The sequence below is a fragment of the Terrabacter sp. R4-6 genome (assembly GCF_057529065.1).
In genome coordinates this window covers 70952-89265 of the sequence record NZ_CP197224.1, presented here as the reverse complement: position 1 = coordinate 89265, position 18314 = coordinate 70952, and the positions used below count along the sequence as shown (strand labels likewise).

Sequence of the window (18314 nt, the reverse complement as noted above, 5' to 3'; positions counted from 1 at the left end):
TCAGTCGCGGGAGATGACGTAGGGCGGGGGAGCGAGCGGGTCGCCCGCGGTGGGCCTCGGCTCGGTGAGGACGGAGCACGTGCCGTCCGTCGGACAGCCGACGAGACGGTTGCTGCCGTCTGCGGTCACCGTGCTGAGCTCGAGGGTGCGCGGCACGGGACTCGTGCGGTAGCCGGCCTGCACGACGATCGACCCCGCGGGGACGCGCACGGCGAAGGTCGGCCGGCCCGTCGACGTGTCGACGAGGAGCACCTCGCTCGCCTCGGGTCCGGTCGGGGTGCTCCAGGCGATCGCGTAGCGCCCGTCGCCGGTCAGGCCCTGGACGTCCAGGCCACGGCAGTCGAGGTTCCGGGTCGCCTGCGACGGCGTGCCGACCTTGAGCACGGCGAAGCACCCCCCGGCCGAGCGGCCCACGGCAGTGCGGGTCGTGTCGTTGAACACGACCATCTCCGCCTGCCGCCACTCAGCAGCGCGCCGGGTGGTCGTGTCCCACCGGAAGGTCGAGCCGTCGTCCGTGAAGAAGACGGCCGACCCGGCGAAGCCGACGACCTCGGCCTCGGGCCCCACGTCCGGCAGGGCCGCCACCTCGGTGCCCTCGACGTCACGGACGCTGAGGTGGCCGTCGCCCCGGTCGACGTAGGCGAAACGCGTGCCGCGGTTGGCCTCGACCCGACTGCGAAAGCCCCCGAGGTCCACGAGCGACTCGCCACCCGTGTCGGTCAGTGACATGCGGACGTTGCCTGCCTGCGACACCGTCACGACCCGGTTGCCGTTCGGCAGCCGCAGGACGTCGATGAGGTCACCCCAGGGGCCGATCTGGCTGCTCCCGGCCGCGCTGATGTAGTCGCCGCCGACGGCATACGGCAGGACGAGCTGTCCTGAGGGCGTGCCCGAGACGGGCAGGTCCACCGTGCGCATCGCGGCCGGGGTCGGGCCCGGTCCCGCTGTGGTCGCGGACGACGCCGTGGCGGATGGCGATGGGCTCGCCGAGGTCCTGGGGGTGTCGGTGATGCGCGTGCCGAGTCCCACCGCCACGGCCGTGACCACGGCGAAGCCGATCCCGGCGCCGATGACGAGGCGTCGGGCCCGCTGTCGTCCTGCGGCGTCGGCCGTCACGAGCAGGTCGACGACGTCCCGCGCGTTCGCCGGTGGGGCAAGGGGACTGGTCGCCGGTGCGTACGTCGCCGTGGGCGCCGCCCCCGGCGGCGCCGCCTCCCCATCTGTCGCAGACTCGTTCGCCGGCTCGTGCACCGACGTCCCCGCCTCGACGCCACCTCCGCCGACGGCTCCGACGGCCGCCGCCCCACCGGGCCGGACGCGCTCCAGCAAGGCGGTGACGTCGGCGTAGTCCGGGCGCTCGGCGGCGAGCTGCTCGAGCATCGGCACGGCGGTCTGGGGAGCGTCGGAGGCGAGGGCGCCCTGCGCGACGTCGTAGAGCGACTGCCACCGGGTCTCGGGCGAGGTCGCCTGCACGGCCTCGGGGGCGAACGAGAAGGGCTGCCCCCCTCCCGACCGGAGCAGGACCGCCGTGCCCCACTCCGAGGCCTCGTCGGAGACGGCCATCGCCTTGCGCACCTCGCAGATCGCGGCGTCGATGGGCAGCCCACGGGTGAGGAAGGAGTAGAACTCGTGGCTGAAGACGAGCGCGGCGCGGTCGGAGATCTCGGTCTGCATCGCGACGACCGCGGGCAGCCCCTGGCGCACGAGGGCCTGGCCGACCCCCGAGAACGCGTCCCGTCCGGACGACCGGGCACCTTCGCACGCGTTGAGCACGGCCAGCTGCAGCTCGCGGGCGTCGTGGAGCAGGGTGCCGAGCCGGGCGCCGCTCACCCGGTGCGAGGTCCGGCCCTCGCGCTCGAGGACGAGCACCCCCTGCTCGGTCTCACGGTCCCAGCCCCCGTGCCCGATGAAGTGGAAGACGTGGAACGGCTCGAGCAGGGCGCGTTGGAGGGCCGGCAGCGTCGCCCGGTCGAGCACGACGAGCTCGAGCCGGCCGGCCGCGACGAGGTCGCTGGTCGTGGCCCGGAGCAGCTGCTCCTCGCGCTCGACGGCGAGCTCGGGCATGTCGCTCGGGCTGGAGATCATGACGAGGACGCGCAGCGGCGCCTGCACCGTCACGGGCGGGGGCGGGTCCAGCGCGTCGAGGAGCCGGACGACAGGGGTCCTGGTCGAGAGCGTGAGGAACCGGCCGAGCCCGCCGGAGTACAGGTACTCCCACGGCACCGCCTCGAGCTCGGGGACCGTCTCGAGCCGTAGGCGCACCCGCACGTCGCGGCCGTGCGCCCGGGCCTCGTCGAGTCGCCGGCGGAACGCCGCGCCGACGCTGCCGCTGAAGAGCGCGTCGCCGAGGCGTCCTCCGTAGTCCTTGACGTCGGTGACCCTGGCCGCGGCCGGCACGAGACGGCGCGTGGCCGCGCGGGGAGGTCCGACGGCGACCATGAAGGCAGCGAGCTCAGTCGGCGCGAACGGCAGGACGAACGGGGCCGTGACCGGGGCGTCCGCCGAGCCGTCGGAGGGGCCCGGGGTGTCCACGCGGACGGCATACCCCTGCTCGGCGTGCTCGATGGTGACGTCGAAGTCGACGTAGTCCTCGGACATCGGGCACCTCCTCACCACGAGGGACGCACGGCGACCGGAGAGGTTGCCCCCGTCACCAAGAGGGTCCCACCGTCAGGGCTGATACGGCAGCCCCGCGCTGCACGTGGCACCCATCCGTCGACGTCACGGCACCGAACCACCGACACGACCCACCGCGACGACGCGCCGCCCTGCCTTGCACGCCCCGGTCGACCGCCGATTCGTGGTTCGGGGGCTCCACGGGTGAGGATCGGGTGACGCGAGACCACCAGAGGAGACACCGTGACCGTCCTGCACGACTTCAAGGCCACCTCCATCGACGGCGGGGAGGTGTCGCTGGGTGAGTACGCCGGTGACGTCGTCCTCGTCGTCAACACCGCCAGCCAGTGCGGCTACACCCCGCAGCTCGGCGGGCTGGAGCAGCTCTACGAGACCTACCGTGCCCAGGGCCTGACGGTCCTCGGCTTCCCGTGCAACCAGTTCGGCGGCCAGGACCCCGGGAGCGACGAGGAGATCGGCGCCTTCTGCCAGAAGAACTACGGCGTCACCTTCCCGATGTTCTCGAAGGTCGACGTCAACGGTGCCGACGAGCACCCGGTCTACACGTGGCTCAAGTCCGAGAAGGGCGGCCTGCTCGGCAAGAAGATCAAGTGGAACTTCACGAAGTTCCTCGTCGCCCGCGACGGCACCGTCATCGGCCGCTACTCGCCGACGACCGACCCCGCCGAGCTCGCCGGTGACATCGAGAAGGCCCTCTCGGCCTAGGCCCTACGATCTGCGGGTGGACCACGCCCGCTTCGCCGACCGGGACGCGCACGGAGTCGTCGACGTCCGCCACGGCCACGAAGCCCTCGACGCGATGACGCGCGGGGGCTTCTGGGCCGTCGTGGCCACCTTCGAGGGTGCCGTGACCGCCGTGCGCTTCGCCGAGGTCACGCCGAGGGCGTATGCCGCCGGGCCGGGTCGCGACCCGGCGCCCGATCCGGCCCCCGGTTCGTCGACCGCGTGGCAGCCGCTCGACCGCCGCTGGCACACGTCGCTGGACCGGACGGCATACGTGGGCGCCGTGCGCGAGGTGCGCGAGCGCATCGCGGCCGGGACCGTCTACCAGGTCAACGTCTGCCGCGTGCTCAGCCACGCGTTACCGGCGGAGGCAGACCTGAACGGCCTCGATACGCTTCTGCGGCAAGGCAACCCGGCACCGCACGCCGCGCGCATCCGGTGCGATGCCGCCGGGCTCGACGTCGTCAGCGCCTCGCCGGAGCTCTTCCTCGGGCGGCGTGGCCGGCACCTCGTGACGCGCCCGATCAAGGGCACCGCCACGACAGCCGAGCAGATGCTGCCCAAGGACTACGCCGAGAACGTCATGATCGTGGACCTCATGCGCAACGACGTGTCGGGCGTGTGCGAGCCGGGCACCGTCTCGGTGGACGAGCTGTGCGCGATCGAGGCGCACCCCGGCCTCGTGCACCTCGTCTCCACGGTCAGCGGTCACCTGCGCGAGGGAGTCGGCTGGGCCGACGTCTTCGCGGTCGCCTACCCCCCGGGGTCGGTCTCCGGTGCGCCGAAGTCCAGCGCCCTGACGGCCATCCGCGACCTCGAGACGGTGCCCCGCGGACCGTACTGCGGAGCGGTCGGCTGGGTCGACGCCGACGCCGAGGAGGCGGACCTCGCCGTCGGCATCCGCACCTTCTGGGCCGAGCGGGACGACGCCGGCCGGCGGTGGTTGCGGTTCGGCACGGGCGCCGGCATCACCTGGCACTCGGACCCCGAGGGGGAGTGGGCCGAGACCGAGCTCAAGGCGGCCCGCCTCATCGGGCTCGCCGCCGGCACTGTGACACCATGAGGGCTCCCGTCGGGCGCCTTCCGGGCGGCCGCCGAGCCACCAGGAAGGGACCATGAGCACGACCACGCGCGTCTGGGTCAACGGCGACCTCGTCGACCCGACCGGGCCCTCCGTCTCCGCCCTCGACCACTCGGTCACGGTCGGTGACGGCGTCTTCGAGACCGCCAAGATCGCCGCGGGGCAGCCCTTCGCCCTGACGCGGCACCACCGGCGCCTCGAGCGCTCTGCGGCCGGGCTCGGCCTGCCGCCCCTCGACCTCGCCTTCGTCGACAAGGGTGTTGCCGCGGTGCTCGACGGGCCCGCGATCGACTTCGGGCGCCTGCGCTACAGCGTCACCGGCGGGGTCGGCCCCCTCGGGTCCGACCGTGACGACTCCTCCCTGACCTACATCGTGCTCGCGGCGCCGCAGCCGCTCCCGCCCGAGAGCGGCAAGCTCACGGTCGTGCCGTGGACCCGCAACGAGCGCTCGGCGGTCGTCGGACTCAAGACGACGTCGTACGCCGAGAACGTCGTCGCCCTGGCGCGCGCCAAGCAGGAGGGCGCGGTCGAGGCCGTCTTCGGCAACACCCGCGGCGAGCTGTGCGAGTGCACCGGCAGCAACGTCTTCGTCGTCGTCGACGGCGTCGTGCTGACGCCTCCCGCCGGGTCCGGGCTGCTGCTCGGCATCACGCGCGAGCTGACGATCGAGTGGGGTCGGGCCGCCGGCATCGAGATCCGCGAGGAAGCACTGCCGCTCGACGTGCTCCAGAGCGCCGACGAGGTCTTCATCACGAGCTCGACCAAGGACGTGCTGCCCGTCCACGCCGTCGACGACCGGGCGCTGTCCAGCGACCGGCCCGTCACGAGCGAGCTCCAGCGGGTCTTCCGCAGCAACGCCGAGCGGGACTGCGACCCGTGACGGGCCAGGACCGCACACGCGACGAGGCCCGTCCGCCCGTCGACTACTCCGACCCCAACACCACGATCGATGCCGACGAGGACCGCTGGGCCTGGCGGGCACGCCTTCGCCGCAACCGTGTCACCCACGTCATCTGGCGCACCGCCGTCGGCGTCGTCGGCGCCGTGGTGACCGTGGGCGGCCTCATCATGGTCCCGGCGCCCGGTCCGGGCTGGCTCGTCGTCTTCGCGGGGCTGCTCATCCTGGCCAGCGAGTTCGAGTTCGCGCAGCGCTGGCTCGACTTCGCCCGGCGCCACGTCAGTCGCTGGAACGACTGGATCATGGCCCAGGCGATCTGGGTGCGTGGCGTCGTCGCCCTCGGCACCCTGCTCGTCGTGTGGGGAGTCGTCTGGGGCTACCTCGCCTGGGCGGGCATCCCGCAGTTCGTGCCCCAGTGGGCCGAGCAGCTCCTGACGCAGGTGCCCGGGGTCGACTGAGCGGCGGGCGACGTGTCGCCGTGACGGGACCCGAGGGGCGATTACCGCCCCCGCCTCCGCACCGGCTATTGTTTCCCTCCGTCACCCCGACGTCAGCCGGACACCATGTCGGCACAGGGTGCCCGGACGTGTAGCTCAGCTGGTTAGAGCGCTCGCTTCACACGCGAGAGGTCAGGGGTTCGAGTCCCTTCACGTCCACCGATCGACGACGACCGGCTTTCGAGCCGGATCTGGCCGCTGACGCCGCGAGCCATCTGTGCGATGGTGGCGGCATGTCCCTGCTGACGGGGTACCGCCGCGAGTGGCTGCGTGGTGACCTCGTCGCAGGCGTGACGGTCACCGCGATCGCGATCCCCGAGTCGCTGGGCTACGCCAGCATCGCGGGGCTGCCGGTGCAGACCGGCCTCTACTGTGCCCTGCTCCCCGCGATTCTCTTCGCGCTCATGGCCTCGACGAGGCAGCTCGTCGTCGGTGCGGACTCCGCGACCGCGGCGCTCGTGGCCGCCGGCGCCGGGGCCGTCGTCGCGGCAGGCTCGGCCGGCTACGCCGGCACCGTGGCGGTGCTCGGGCTGCTCACCGCCTGCATCCTGCTCCTCATGGGCGTCGCGCGCCTCGGCTTCCTGGCGGACCTGATCTCGCAGCCCGTGCTGGCGGGTTTCCTGAGTGGGATCGGCGTCTCGCTCGTCATCGGCAAGCTCCCCGGGATGCTCGGCATCGAGGCGTCCGGCACGACGTGGGACAAGCTCGTCGCCACCGTGACGGACCTCGGTCACGTGAACGCGACCTCCGCCATGCTCTCCCTGGGCGTCGTCGTCTCGATGCTGGTCATGGAGCGGGTCCTGCCCAGGCTCCCCGCGGCGCTCCTGGCCGTCGTCGTCTTCAGCGTGCTCGGCGCCCTCGTCGGTGCCGGGGGCCGCGGGGTGTCGATGGTCGGCCAGGTCCCGGCGGGCCTGCCGAGCCTGACGCTCCCGAGCGTCTCGGTGGGGGAGGTCACCCGGCTCGCGGGCAGCGCGGCAGCCATTGCCGTGGTCATCCTGGCGCAGAGTGCTGCGGTGGCCCGCAGCTTCGCGACCAAGAACGGCTACCGGGACGACACCAACCAGGACCTCTACGCGCTCGCTGCGGCCAACACCGGCAGCGCCCTCACGGGCGGCTTCGCCATCAACGGCAGCCCGCCGCGGACGGCGGCGGGTGACGACGCGGGAAGTCGTAGCCAGCTCGTCAACGTCGTCATGGCCGTGGTCATCGGCCTTGTGCTGCTCTTCGCGACCGGCCTCTTCGAGTACCTGCCGTCCCCCGTGCTGGACGGAGTCGTGTTCTCCATCGGGATCGGCCTGGTCAAGGTCGCGCGGCTCCGGGCCATCAAGCGCACGAGGCTGTTCGAGTTCGGCGCCGCGATGCTGGCTCTGGTCGTCGTCGCCTTCGTCGGGGTGGAGCAGGGCATCCTGCTCGCGGTCCTCGTCTCCCTCGTCGACCGGCTTCGCCGCCAGTACCAGCCGCACGACCAGGTGCTGGTGTCGGACGGTGAGGTCGCGCCGCGCCTGCTCGGTCGCGTCCGGCCGCGGACGCCGGTGGACGGCCTCCTGGTCTACCGGTTCGGGACCGGCCTCTTCTTCGAGAACGCGGCCCACTTCGACCAGCGGGTCCGCGACCTCGTGTCCACGGCGACCGTCCCGGTCCGGTCCGTCGTCCTGGACATGGCGGCGATGGACGACATCGACTTCACCGGGACGGAGGTCCTGCGTCGTCAGGCCGAGGACTTCGCGGCCCGCGACATCCGCGTGTTCGTCGCCGAGCTCTCGTCGGACGCCGAGGCGTGCGTGCGCCGGGCCGGACTGGACCAGGTGCTGACGATCGTCCCGCGTCTCGAGGAGGCGATCACCGCCGCCACCTCGTGACGGTCGACGACCACTTCCACTTCCACTTCCACTTCCACGGCACGGTGACGGCGGCGGGGGCCTGCACGCACTAGCGTGGCGACCATGATCGCCGCTGTCTCGAGCCTGTTCATCTATCCCGACTCCGACGCCCCCGGGCAGGAGCTCGCGTCGTTCGAGGTCACCGAGACCGGTCCCGAGGGCAACCGCTCGAAGAAGCACGCCGTGCACCTCGTCTCCGTCGACGACTACGTCGCGACCCACCCCAAGGCCAACATCGTCCTCGACATGGACTCGTCGGTCCTCGAGAAGCTCGTGGGCCGGGTCGTGCGCCTCGGCGAGTGCACCCTCGAGGTGACCCAGACGCCTTCACAGTGCGCCGGCGTGTACGCCCGCGTCGTCGTGCCGGGCGAGGTGTCGGTCGACGACGCCCTGCTCGTCGCCGAGGACGAGTGAGCGTCGACCCGGGCCGGCGGCCCGGACCGCCGGCGGGTGCGTGCGCGACGTGACGATCCACACCGAGCACCCGTTCGACACACCCGACGAGGACCGTGATCCGGTCCGGCGACTGCGGGGCCGCATCGGTGGCACGGTGTCGCTCTGGACGTCGGGCGAGGGCGTCGAGCGGGTCGGCCTGACCGTCTCGTCCTACCTCATCGCCACCGGTGACCCCGGCCGGGTCGTCGGGCTCCTGCACCCCGACGCCGACCTGCTCGACGCCCTCGACGAGACCGGCACGGCCGTCGTGACGCTCCTCGGCGCGCGCGACGAGCGCCTCGCCGACGTCTTCGCCGGCGTGATGCCCGCGCCGGGCGGGGCCTTCCGGCTCATCGAGTGGGAGCAGACCGAGTGGGGTCCCCGTCCCAGCCATGCCACGACGTGGATGGGCGTGCGCCTCGACCCTGGCAGCCGCCGCGACGTCGGCTGGTCGGTGCTCGTCGAGGCGACGATCGAGCACGCCGAGGTCGGGGCCGAGGACGCCCCGCTCGTGCACCGGCGCGGTCGCTACCAGCGCGCCACCGAGTGACGCGCGGCTGACCGCGCCGGACGGCATACGACCCCAGGTGGGGTCAGGCGGTGCCTGACATCTCCGTCGTGAGCAGGCCGTCGGGGATGCCGAAGGCATCGACGAGCGTCCGGGCGTGCGGGCGCAGCTCGGCGCACACCTCGTTGACGAGGGCGGTGAGGGCCTTCGTGCGTGCCGGGCTGAGGCGGTCGTGCTCGAGGTACCACGCCTTGTGGCGCTCGATGGTCGACAGGACGTAGAGGTCGCAGACCCTGGCCAGCACGGCGCGGGCCTCGCCGTCGGCACAGGACTCCACCGACGCGGCGAAGGTCTCGGCGACCAGGCGCTCCACGTGGGCCGTCGCCGCGTCGACGAGGTGGTCCTGCGTCGCGTTGAAGATCGCGAACGCGTCGGCGCCCGGCGCGGTGGCCCGTCGCAGCCGTCGGGCCAGGCCCTCGACGAGGTGGTCCTCGCGCTCGCGCAGCAGGCGCAGCTGGGTGCCGCGGATGCCGAAGGTGACGTCCTCCTCCCGGCCCGGGGCCGCGTCGACGAGCCGCTGGATGATGCCGCGCGCCGACGACCGCTCGATCACCGTGCCCCCGACGAGCCGGGCACCGAAGCGCACGATCCCGGCGGTGTCGAGGTCGCCGAACGTCGCCTGGTAGTCGGTGAGGAGCGACTTGGCGACGAGCTGGAGCAGCACGGTGTTGTCGCCCTCGAACGTCGTGAAGATGTCGGTGTCCGCCTTGAGCGCGGCGAGCCGGTTGGCCCAGAGGTAGCCGGCGCCGCCGCACAGCTCACGGCACTCCTGGATGGTGTCGGTGGCGTGCCGGGTCGTCAGCACCTTGATACCGGCGGCCCGCGTCTCGAGCCGGCGCTGGTCCTGCTCCGAGGTCGCGCGCCCGGCGAGCACGTCGTCCATCGCCGCGACGAGCTCGTGCTGGGCGAGCTGGAGGGCGTATGCCGTCGCGATCCTCGGCAACAGCCGTCGCTGGTAGGTGCGGTAGTCGAGGACGGTCGTCTCCACCTCGCTGCCCGGGGCCGCGAACTGGCGCCGCCCCGCGGCATACGTCGTCGTGACGGCGAGGGCCGACCGGGCGGCGGCGCCCGCCCCGCCGGCCACGGAGATGCGGCCGCGGACGAGGGTGCCGAGCATGGTGAAGAAGCGACGACCGGGGTTGTCGACGGGGCTCGAGTAGGTGCCGTCGTCGCCGATGTCGCCGTAGCGCCCGAGCAGGTTCGTGCGCGGCACCCGGACGTGGTCGAAGAGGAGGCGTCCGTTGTCGACGCCGCCGAGGCCGAGCTTGGGCCCGCAGTCCTCGATGGTGACGCCGGGGGCCGGGGTGCCGTCCTCGTCGCGGATCGGGACGAGGACACAGTGCACGCCGCGGGACTCGCCGTCGACGACGAGCTGGGCGAAGACGGCCGCGAGCCGCCCGTCCCGGGCCGCGTTGCCGATGTAGTCCTTGCGCGCGGCGGGCTCGGGCGAGTGGACGACGATCTCGTCGGACGCCGGGTCGAAGGTCGCGGTCGTCAGCAGGCTCTGCACGTCGCTGCCGTGACCCGTCTCGGTCATGGCGAAGCACCCCTGCAGCTCACCGGACGTGATGCGGGGCAGGAGGTGGTCGTGGCGGCTCGTGCCGAGGAGCGAGACGGCGCCGCCGAAGAGGCCCCACTGGACGCCGGCCTTGACGAAGAGCGAGAGGTCCGTGTGCCCGAGCATCTCGAAGGCGGCGACGGCCTCGCCGTAGCGGGCGGTGCCGCCCTGGCGCTCGGGGAAACCGTGGGCGGCGTAGGGCTCGGTCGCCAGGGCCGATAGCTGGGCCGTGACCCGGGAGCGGTGCTCGTCCATCGGCAGCGGGGTCGGCGGCGGTCCGAACGTCGCCGGGTCGAGGGCGCGGCAGTGATCACGCACCTCACCGAACGGGCCGTCGAGGTGAGCGCGGAGCGCCGCGGTGAGCGCGGGACCGGCCGGGTCAGCGGCCCCCGGGATCGGGTCGAGCTGCTCGGGTGCGGGTGCGGGTGACTCGGTGGGGGAGCCTGTGGCCGTGGACATCTCGGTGCCTTCCGGTCTGGACCTCAGGAGGTCGCGGTGGTCGAGGTGGTCGAGGTGGTCGAGGGGGTGGATGCGGTGCTGGCGTGGGGCGTGAGGACGGGGGAGAGCCCGTGCCACGCGAGGTCGGTCAGGGCCTCGACGACGGCGGCCCGAGGTGCGCGGTCCCCCTCGGGGGTGGCGAGCCAGTCGTCGGCGACGGCGCGGACCGAGCCGACGAGGGCGATGGCCCACGTGCGGGCCCGGGACGGGTCGGTCGCGGGGGACCGGAGGGCCTCGAGGAGCAGGCCGGTCAGCTGGTCGGTCACCTGGCTCACCGTGCCGCCCACGGGGTCGTCGGCGAGCGGGAGGTCGACGAGCGGCCGGTTGACGACGAAGCGGTAGACCTCGGTGTCGGACTCGACGAGCGCGAGGTAGGCCTCGACGGTGGACGCGACGAGCTCGCGGGTGCCGGCGAGCGGTGTGCTCGACCGGCCGAGTGCCGACCCGACGTTGCCGACGACGCGACCGTCGATGCGGGCGGCCACGGCGCGGTAGAGACCCGCCTTGTCGTCGAAGTGGCGGTAGATGACGGTCTTGGAGGTGCCCGCCTCGGCCGCGATGTCATCCATCCCGACGCCCGCCCCGTGGGTCCGGATCGCGCGGATCGTCGCGTCGACGAGGGCGGCTCGGCGCTCCTCGCGGTGGCGCTCCCAGCGCGAGTCCCGCCCGTCCCGAGGGGCGGCGGGAGGCTGTCCCGGACGATCGACGTCGTTGTCCATCTCACGAAAGTAACAGGTACTTGCTGTATCGACTACTGCTGGTTTCGGTTATCTTGGTCGAGAACGACAGGTCACACATCCGACAGCAGGAGAGACCCATGGCTTCCCAGTCCACCCCGCGCGCACCGCGTCGAGTCGCGGTCCTCGGGGGCAACCGCATCCCGTTCGCCCGGTCCAACGGCCCCTACGCGAAGGCGTCCAACCAGGACATGCTGACCGCGACCGTCGACGGCCTCGTGGCCCGCTACGGCCTCGCGGGAGAGCGGCTCGGCGAGGTCGTGGCCGGCGCGGTCCTCAAGCACAGCCGCGACTTCAACCTCACCCGCGAGACCGTCCTCGGCACGCGTCTCGACCCGGCGACGCCGGCCTACGACATCCAGCAGGCCTGCGGCACCGGCCTCGAGGCCGCCGTCCTCGTCGCCAACAAGATCGCGCTCGGTCAGGTCGACGCCGGCATCGCCGGGGGGGTCGACAGCGCCAGCGACGCCCCGATCGCCGTCAGCGAGGGCCTGCGCCAGACCCTGCTCGCCGCCAACCGGGCCAGGTCCGCGGGGGAGCGGGCCAAGGCGCTCGCCGGCCTGCGTCCCGGTCACCTCGTGCCGGCCATCCCCGAGAACGTCGAGCCGCGCACCGGCCTGTCGATGGGCGAGCACATGGCCCTCACCGCGGCGCAGTGGGGCATCACCCGGGAGGCCCAGGACGAGCTCGCCGCCGCGAGCCACCAGCACCTCGCGGCCGCCTACGAGCGCGGCTTCTTCGACGACCTCGTCACGCCCTACCTCGGGGTCTCGCGCGACACGAACCTCCGTGCGGACTCGACCGTCGAGAAGCTGTCGACGCTCAAGCCCGTCTTCGGCAAGGGTGACGGTGCGACGATGACGGCCGGCAACTCGACCCCGCTCACCGACGGCGCGTCGGCGGTGCTCCTCGCGAGCGAGGAGTGGGCAGCCGAGCACCGGCTGACGCCTCTCGCCTGGTTCGTCGACGCCGAGACCGCAGCCGTCGACTACGTCCACGGCGACGAGGGCCTGCTCATGGCCCCGGCGTACGCCGTCCCGCGCCTTCTCGCGCGAAACGGCCTGACCCTGCAGGACTTCGACTTCTACGAGATCCACGAGGCCTTCGCCGCGACCGTGCTCACGACGCTCAAGGCCTGGGAGGACCCCGACTTCTGCCGCGAGCGCCTCGGCCTCGATGCCCCGCTCGGCTCGATCGACCGCAGCAGGCTCAACGTCAACGGCTCGTCGCTCGCCGCGGGCCACCCCTTCGCGGCGACGGGCGGGCGCATCGTCGCCTCGCTCGCCAAGCAGCTCAAGGAGGCCGGCGGGGGCCGTGGCCTCATCTCCATCTGCGCTGCCGGTGGGCAGGGCGTCGTCGCGATCCTGGAGGCGTGAGCATGACCGATCTCTTCTCGACCATCGTCCGCTCGCCCGTGGCCCGCAAGGTCGGGGTCCCGCAGCCGACCCGCCTGCGGCGCTACGAGCCGGGCATGCCGCTCTGCGAGGGTCCCGTGCTCGTCGCGGGGGGCGGTCGCTTCGCCGACGGCGTCGCCGCCTGGCTCGGGGGTGCGGGGGTCGCCGCGGTGTCCACCCTGCCGGACGCGGGCGAGAAGGTCGGCGCCGTGGTCCTCGACCTCAGCGCGGCCGTCGACCCGGCCGAGCTCGACCAGCTGCGCCTGCTCGGCGCCCCGGCCGTCAAGGCACTGAGACGCAACGGTCGCGTCGTCGTCATCGGCACCGACCCCGAGACGCTGACCGACGTGGCCGCGGTGGCGACCCAGCGTGCGCTCGAGGGTGCCGTGCGGTCCGTCGGCAAGGAGCTGCGCGGCGGTGCCACGGCGAACCTCGTTCTCGCGCAGGGGGATGCGCAGGACGGCGTTCGTTCGGCCGTCGAGTTCTTCCTCTCCGGGCGGTCGGCCTACGTCGACGGCCAGGTCGTTCGCGTCGACGCGTCCACGAGCGGTGACGTGGACTCGCTGCGCCCGCTCGACGGCACGGTGGCCGTGGTCACGGGAGCCGCCCGGGGCATCGGCGCCGAGATCGCCCGGGTCCTGTCGCGCGACGGTGCGACGGTCGTGGCGGTCGACGTGCCTTCGGCCGGCGACGCGCTCGCCGTGGTCGCCAACGAGGTCAAGGGCACGGCCCTCCAGCTCGACGTCACGGCCGACGACGCGGGCCGGCGCATCGTCGAGCACGCGACCTCGCGCCACGGCGGTCTCGACATCGTCGTGCACAACGCCGGCATCACCCGCGACAAGCTCTTCGTCAACATGGACGACGACCGCTGGCGCAGCGTCATCGACGTCAACCTCCGCTCGGTCCTGCGGATGAACGACGCGATCCTCGGCGAGGGAGGCCTCTCCGACGGCGGGCGCATCGTCTGCGTCGCCTCGATCGCCGGCATCGCGGGCAACCGCGGCCAGACCAACTACGGCGCGAGCAAGGCCGGTGTCATCGGGCTCGTCTCCGCCCTGTCGCGTCAGGTCGCCGATCGCGGGATCACGGTCAACGCCGTCGCGCCCGGTTTCATCGAGACCGAGATGACGGCACGGATCCCCTTCGCCACGAGGGAGATCGGCCGGCGCATGAACTCTCTCCAGCAGGGCGGTCACCCGAAGGACGTCGCCGAGACCATCGCCTGGTTCGCCCAGCCCGGCGCCGCTGCGGTCACGGGACAGGTGGTCCGCGTCTGCGGCCAGAGCCTGCTCGGGGCGTGAGCGTCCGATGACGAAGGAGATCACCCTCGAAGCGGCACCGGACCTGCGCCGCATCTACGCCACGGCCGCCCTGCGGCGCGGCAACGCGAGCGACACCCTGCCCGACGTGCGCTGGTCACGAGCCGGCATACGCGTCGACGTCGACGACCTCGTCGCCTACGCGCACGTGTGCCGCTTCCCCGTGTCGGGCAGGCTGCCGCCCACCTACCCGCACCTCGTCGCGTTCCCGCTCCAGATGGCGGTCATGAGCGGCGACCGCTTCCCGCTGCCGCTGCTCGGAGCCGTCCACGTCGAGAACCGCATCGAGTCGCTGCGGCCCATCCAGCTCGACGAGCCCCTCGACGTCTCGGTGTGGGCGCAGGACCTCCGGCCGCACCGCCGCGGGCGCCAGGTCGACCTCGTGTCCGAGGTGGGCGTGCGTGGCGAGGTGGTGTGGCGCGGGGTGAGCACGTACCTCTCGCGGGGAGCCGAGCACCCGGACGCCGAGCCGTCCGAGCCGCCGTCGACCGAGTCGCTCGCAGCCGTGGCGGCCGGGCCGACGTGGCGGCTCGGAGAGGGCACCGGACGGGCGTATGCCGCCGTGTCGGGCGATTGGAACCCCATCCACGTGCACGCCCTGACCGCCCGACCGCTCGGCTTCTCGAGCGCCATCGCCCACGGGATGTACTCCTACGCCAGGGTGCTCGCCTCACTCGGGCCACGGCTCCCTGATGCGGGGCTCACGAGCCGCGTCTGGTTCCGCAAGCCGGTGCGGCTCCCGTCGACCGTGCGCCTGCGCACGGCGTTCGAGCCCTCCCGCACGCTCTCGGTCCTCGAGCACGCGAAGGGCGAGATCGAGCACGCCGTCGTCGAGAACGCCTGGTGACCCGTCGCCTGCCCGAGGGCTGTGAGCGTCAGCACCTCGGGCAGGTCAGGGACCAGCCGGGTGGATCGGCTGTGTCAGCCGGAACACGCCGCTGCGCACCACGTAGCCGAGCTCCCGGTTGATGCGACGGATCCCGTGGTTGTGCTCCTCGTTGTTCGTCCGGCTCGAGGTCGCGCCCGCGGCGCGGGCGGACAGGTGCGCCTGCTGCTTGACCAGCGACATGAGTCCCCGGCCGCGGTGGGCCGGGTCGACGCCGCTGTAGGCGATCGAGAGGCTGCCGTCCTCGACGCCCCCGAACGTGATCGCGACGGGCACCCCGTCGACCCGGGCCACGACACCGATCGGCGTCTCGCCGGACGCCACGAGACCGCGCAGCCTGGCCAGGTCGAAGAGCCAGCCCTGCGCGGCCTCGGGGTTCGTCTGGCTGGCGAGGAGCATGCTTTCGACGGCGTCCTCGTCGTCGAAGACGAGGTCGGGGGCGTCGTGGAGGGAGACCCCGTCCGGAGGATCGGGCTCGGGCAGCTCCGTGAGGTCGAGCACGGACTCGATCGAGTGCTCTGCCACCGAGAAGCCCCAGTGGCGCGCGACCTCGAGCGAGCGCGGGTCGTCGTCGAAGGTGCCGCCGATGAGGTGGGTCGTGCCGGCGGGCAGGTGCTCGAGCAGGCTCGAGCGCACCGCACGGCCGACGCCCCGCCCCTCGTGCTCCCGGGCGACGACGACGCGGAGGAAGGACCGCCCCGTCGGGGCGAACCGCGGGTGCGCGGTGAACCCCACCCCGAGCATGACCCCGTGTCGGTCCACGGCCTCGACGGCGCAGAGCCCCTCGAACATCTCGGGGGAGGTGAACACCCATCCCGCGTCGCTCCGCGTGACGTGCACCTGCCGGGCGCACACGAGGTCGAGGGCCTCCGTGTGGCGGCCGGTGGGAAGGGCGGCCACGCGTACCTCGGACGGGTCTGGGGGAGCCGTCGACCGGCGGCCCTCGAAGCCGACCACCTCGGCAGGTTCCATCAGGACGTCCCCCTTCGCCAGACCTCCGTCGGGCCGCCCTCCGAGGCGGCCTTCCGGCTCACCAGTATCCGCTCGGCCGGGGTCTCACGGGGGTCTTTCGAGTCAGGCCGGCAGGGCCACGACCAAACCGTGTCGCCCGGCTCGCCGGGGCCTCGATACGCTTGCACGAGCCGCTTCGAGCGGCACCACCCACGACCCGCCGCCCGCCGGCGGGTCCCTGTCGAACGAGGAGCACCAACCGTGTCTGCACAGATCACCGTCGCCGTCGCCGGAAGCGAGCGATCGGTGGCGGAGCAGACGACGGCGGGTGACCTCTTCGAGGGTGACCGCGCCGTCGTCGTCGCGCGCGTCAACGGTCAGCTGCGCGACCTCTTCCACGTCCTCGCCGAGGGCGACGTCGTCGAGCCCGTCACCGTCGACAGCGAGGACGGCCTCGCCGTCCTGCGCCACTCGACCGCCCACGTGCTCGCCCAGGCCGTCCAGTCGCTCCACGCGGACGCCAAGCTCGGCATCGGCCCGCCGATCCGTGACGGCTTCTACTACGACTTCGACGTCGAGACCCCGTTCAACCCCGATGACCTCAAGGCCCTCGAGAAGGCCATGCAGAAGATCATCAACGAGGGCCAGACCTTCGCACGCCGGGTCGTCACCGACGCCGACGCCCTCGAGGAGCTGAAGGACGAGCCGTACAAGTGCGAGCTCGTCGGGCTCAAGGGCGGCAACGCCGACGACGCGGCCGAGGGCGCGGGCGTCGAGGTCGGCGCCGGCGAGCTGACGATCTACGACAACATCCGTCGCGACGGCACGCGCGCCTGGGGCGACCTCTGCCGCGGCCCGCACATCCCGAGCACCAAGCTCATCGGCAACGCCTTCAAGCTGATGCGCTCGGCCGCCGCGTACTGGCGCGGGTCCGAGAAGAACCCGCAGCTCCAGCGTGTCTACGGCACCGCGTGGCCGACCAAGGACGAGCTCAAGGCCTACCTCGACCGCCTCGCCGAGGCCGAGCGCCGCGACCACCGTCGCATCGGTGCCGATATGGACCTCTTCAGCTTCCCCGACGAGCTCGGATCCGGCCTCGTGGTGTTCCACCCCAAGGGTGGTGTCATCAAGCGGGAGATGGAGGACTACGTCCGCCGCCGGCACATCGAGGAGGGCTTCTCCTACGTCGGCACGCCGCACATCAGCAAGGAGGGCCTCTTCCACACCTCGGGCCACCTGCCGTACTACGCCGACACGATGTTCCCGCCCATGGAGCTCGAGGGCGTCAAGTACCAGCTCAAGGCGATGAGCTGCCCCATGCACAACCTCATCTACCAGTCGCGTGGCCGCTCCTACCGCGAGCTGCCCCTGCGCCTCTTCGAGTTCGGCGGGGTCTACCGCTACGAGAAGTCCGGCGTCGTGCACGGCCTGACCCGCGTGCGCGGCCTGACCCAGGACGACTCGCACAGCTACGTCACCAAGGAGCAGGCGCCGAGCGAGATCAAGCACCTGCTCGACTTCTGCCTCGGGCTCTTCCGCGACTTCGGCCTCGACGACTTCTACCTCGAGCTGTCGACCCGCGAGACCGAGGGCGAGAAGGCGGCCAAGTTCATCGGCTCCAACGCGCAGTGGGAGGAGGCCACCGCCGTCCTCGAGCAGGTGGCCACCGCGTCGGGTCTCGACCTCGTGCCGGACCCGGGTGGTGCCGCGTTCTACGGCCCGAAGATCTCGGTCCAGGCACGAGACGCCATCGGCCGCACCTGGCAGATGTCGACGATCCAGTACGACTTCAGCCAGCCCGAGCGCTTCGGCCTCGAGTACCAGGCGGCCGACGGCTCGCGCCAGCAGCCGGTCATGATCCACTCGGCGAAGTTCGGGTCGATCGAGCGCTTCCTCGGCGTCCTCGTCGAGCACTACGCGGGCGCCTTCCCGGTGTGGCTGGCCCCGGTCCAGGCCCTCGGCGTACCGGTCGCCGAGGACTACGCCGACTACCTCGGTGAGGTGCTCGACCGCCTCAAGCGCAAGGGAGTCCGCGTCGAGCTGGACGCGAGCGACGACCGCTTCCCGAAGAAGATCCGCAACGCGAGCAAGTCCAAGGTGCCCTTCACGCTCATCGCCGGCGAGGAGGACCGCGCCGCCGGCGCCGTCTCCTTCCGCTACCGCGACGGGTCGCAGAAGAACGGTGTGCCGGTCGACGACGCCATCGCCGAGATCCTCGCCGCGATCGAGAGCCGCGCGCAGGTCTGAGC

The 18314-nt window shown here is 72.4% G+C and carries 15 protein-coding genes and 1 tRNA gene; 12 read left to right on the top strand and 4 right to left on the bottom strand.

The genetic code is table 11. The features are described from left to right. Positions 1–2598 (bottom strand): CHAT domain-containing protein, encoded by a 2598-nt coding sequence (locus tag ACSSS0_RS00410; RefSeq protein WP_487229626.1) that lies wholly within the window; start codon positions 2596–2598, stop codon positions 1–3. Positions 2599–2859: 261 nt separating this feature from the next. On the opposite strand from ACSSS0_RS00410, the gene ACSSS0_RS00405 reads away from it, so the two are divergent. The 8 genes from ACSSS0_RS00405 (at position 2860) to ACSSS0_RS00370 (ending at position 8701) form a co-directional block, all read left to right on the top strand. Further along, positions 2860–3342: a glutathione peroxidase gene (locus ACSSS0_RS00405; RefSeq protein WP_487229625.1), complete on the top strand. Its 483-nt coding sequence runs from the start codon at positions 2860–2862 to the stop codon at positions 3340–3342. A 16-nt stretch (positions 3343–3358) separates the two neighbouring features. Continuing rightward, positions 3359–4423: a chorismate-binding protein gene (locus ACSSS0_RS00400; protein WP_487229624.1), complete on the top strand. Its 1065-nt coding sequence runs from the start codon at positions 3359–3361 to the stop codon at positions 4421–4423. Positions 4424–4475: 52 nt separating this feature from the next. Then, a complete protein-coding gene (locus ACSSS0_RS00395) occupies positions 4476–5321 on the top strand; it encodes an aminotransferase class IV (protein WP_487229623.1) in 846 nt (281 codons plus the stop codon). Beyond that, positions 5318–5797, top strand: coding sequence for a TIGR02611 family protein (locus ACSSS0_RS00390; RefSeq protein WP_487229622.1), 480 nt, complete (start codon positions 5318–5320; stop codon positions 5795–5797). Before ACSSS0_RS00395 ends, ACSSS0_RS00390 begins: the two co-directional genes overlap by 4 nt. Positions 5798–5921: 124 nt before the next feature. Beyond that, positions 5922–5995: transfer RNA gene (locus tag ACSSS0_RS00385), tRNA-Val, on the top strand. Positions 5996–6069: 74 nt separating this feature from the next. After that, the gene (locus ACSSS0_RS00380; RefSeq protein ID WP_487229621.1) at positions 6070–7695 is read left to right on the top strand and encodes a SulP family inorganic anion transporter; all 1626 of its coding nucleotides are present in this window, start codon (positions 6070–6072) and stop codon (positions 7693–7695) included. 84 nt (positions 7696–7779) lie between these two features. Then, positions 7780–8130 (top strand): hypothetical protein, encoded by a 351-nt coding sequence (locus tag ACSSS0_RS00375; protein WP_435985919.1) that lies wholly within the window; start codon positions 7780–7782, stop codon positions 8128–8130. 49 nt (positions 8131–8179) lie between these two features. Then, positions 8180–8701 carry a flavin reductase family protein gene (locus ACSSS0_RS00370; RefSeq protein ID WP_487229620.1) on the top strand — a complete coding sequence of 174 codons (522 nt, stop codon included), beginning with the start codon at positions 8180–8182 and terminating at the stop codon, positions 8699–8701. A gap of 43 nt (positions 8702–8744) precedes the next feature. Here ACSSS0_RS00370 and ACSSS0_RS00365 read toward each other — a convergent pair whose 3' ends face one another. Continuing rightward, a complete protein-coding gene (locus ACSSS0_RS00365; protein ID WP_487229619.1) occupies positions 8745–10736 on the bottom strand; it encodes an acyl-CoA dehydrogenase family protein in 1992 nt (663 codons plus the stop codon). A 23-nt stretch (positions 10737–10759) separates the two neighbouring features. Next, positions 10760–11494, bottom strand: coding sequence for a TetR/AcrR family transcriptional regulator (locus ACSSS0_RS00360; RefSeq protein WP_487229618.1), 735 nt, complete (start codon positions 11492–11494; stop codon positions 10760–10762). A gap of 98 nt (positions 11495–11592) precedes the next feature. On the opposite strand from ACSSS0_RS00360, the gene ACSSS0_RS00355 reads away from it, so the two are divergent. From ACSSS0_RS00355 to ACSSS0_RS00345, 3 genes are read left to right on the top strand one after another with little or no spacing between them, the layout of a single operon-like run. After that, entirely contained in the window at positions 11593–12888 is a 1296-nt protein-coding gene (locus tag ACSSS0_RS00355) for an acetyl-CoA C-acetyltransferase (RefSeq protein WP_435985923.1), read from the top strand. A 2-nt stretch (positions 12889–12890) separates the two neighbouring features. After that, positions 12891–14210, top strand: a complete 1320-nt coding sequence (locus ACSSS0_RS00350; protein WP_487231169.1) for a 3-oxoacyl-ACP reductase — start codon at positions 12891–12893, stop codon at positions 14208–14210. A 7-nt stretch (positions 14211–14217) separates the two neighbouring features. Beyond that, a complete protein-coding gene (locus ACSSS0_RS00345; RefSeq protein WP_487229617.1) occupies positions 14218–15075 on the top strand; it encodes a MaoC/PaaZ C-terminal domain-containing protein in 858 nt (285 codons plus the stop codon). A gap of 45 nt (positions 15076–15120) precedes the next feature. On the opposite strand, the gene ACSSS0_RS00340 is transcribed toward ACSSS0_RS00345, so the two are convergent. Further along, positions 15121–16086 (bottom strand): hypothetical protein, encoded by a 966-nt coding sequence (locus ACSSS0_RS00340; protein WP_487229616.1) that lies wholly within the window; start codon positions 16084–16086, stop codon positions 15121–15123. Between the two features lie 240 nt (positions 16087–16326). Between ACSSS0_RS00340 and thrS the strand changes: the two genes are divergently transcribed. After that, the gene (gene thrS / locus ACSSS0_RS00335; protein WP_487229615.1) at positions 16327–18312 is read left to right on the top strand and encodes a threonine--tRNA ligase; all 1986 of its coding nucleotides are present in this window, start codon (positions 16327–16329) and stop codon (positions 18310–18312) included. Positions 18313–18314 lie beyond the last annotated feature (2 nt).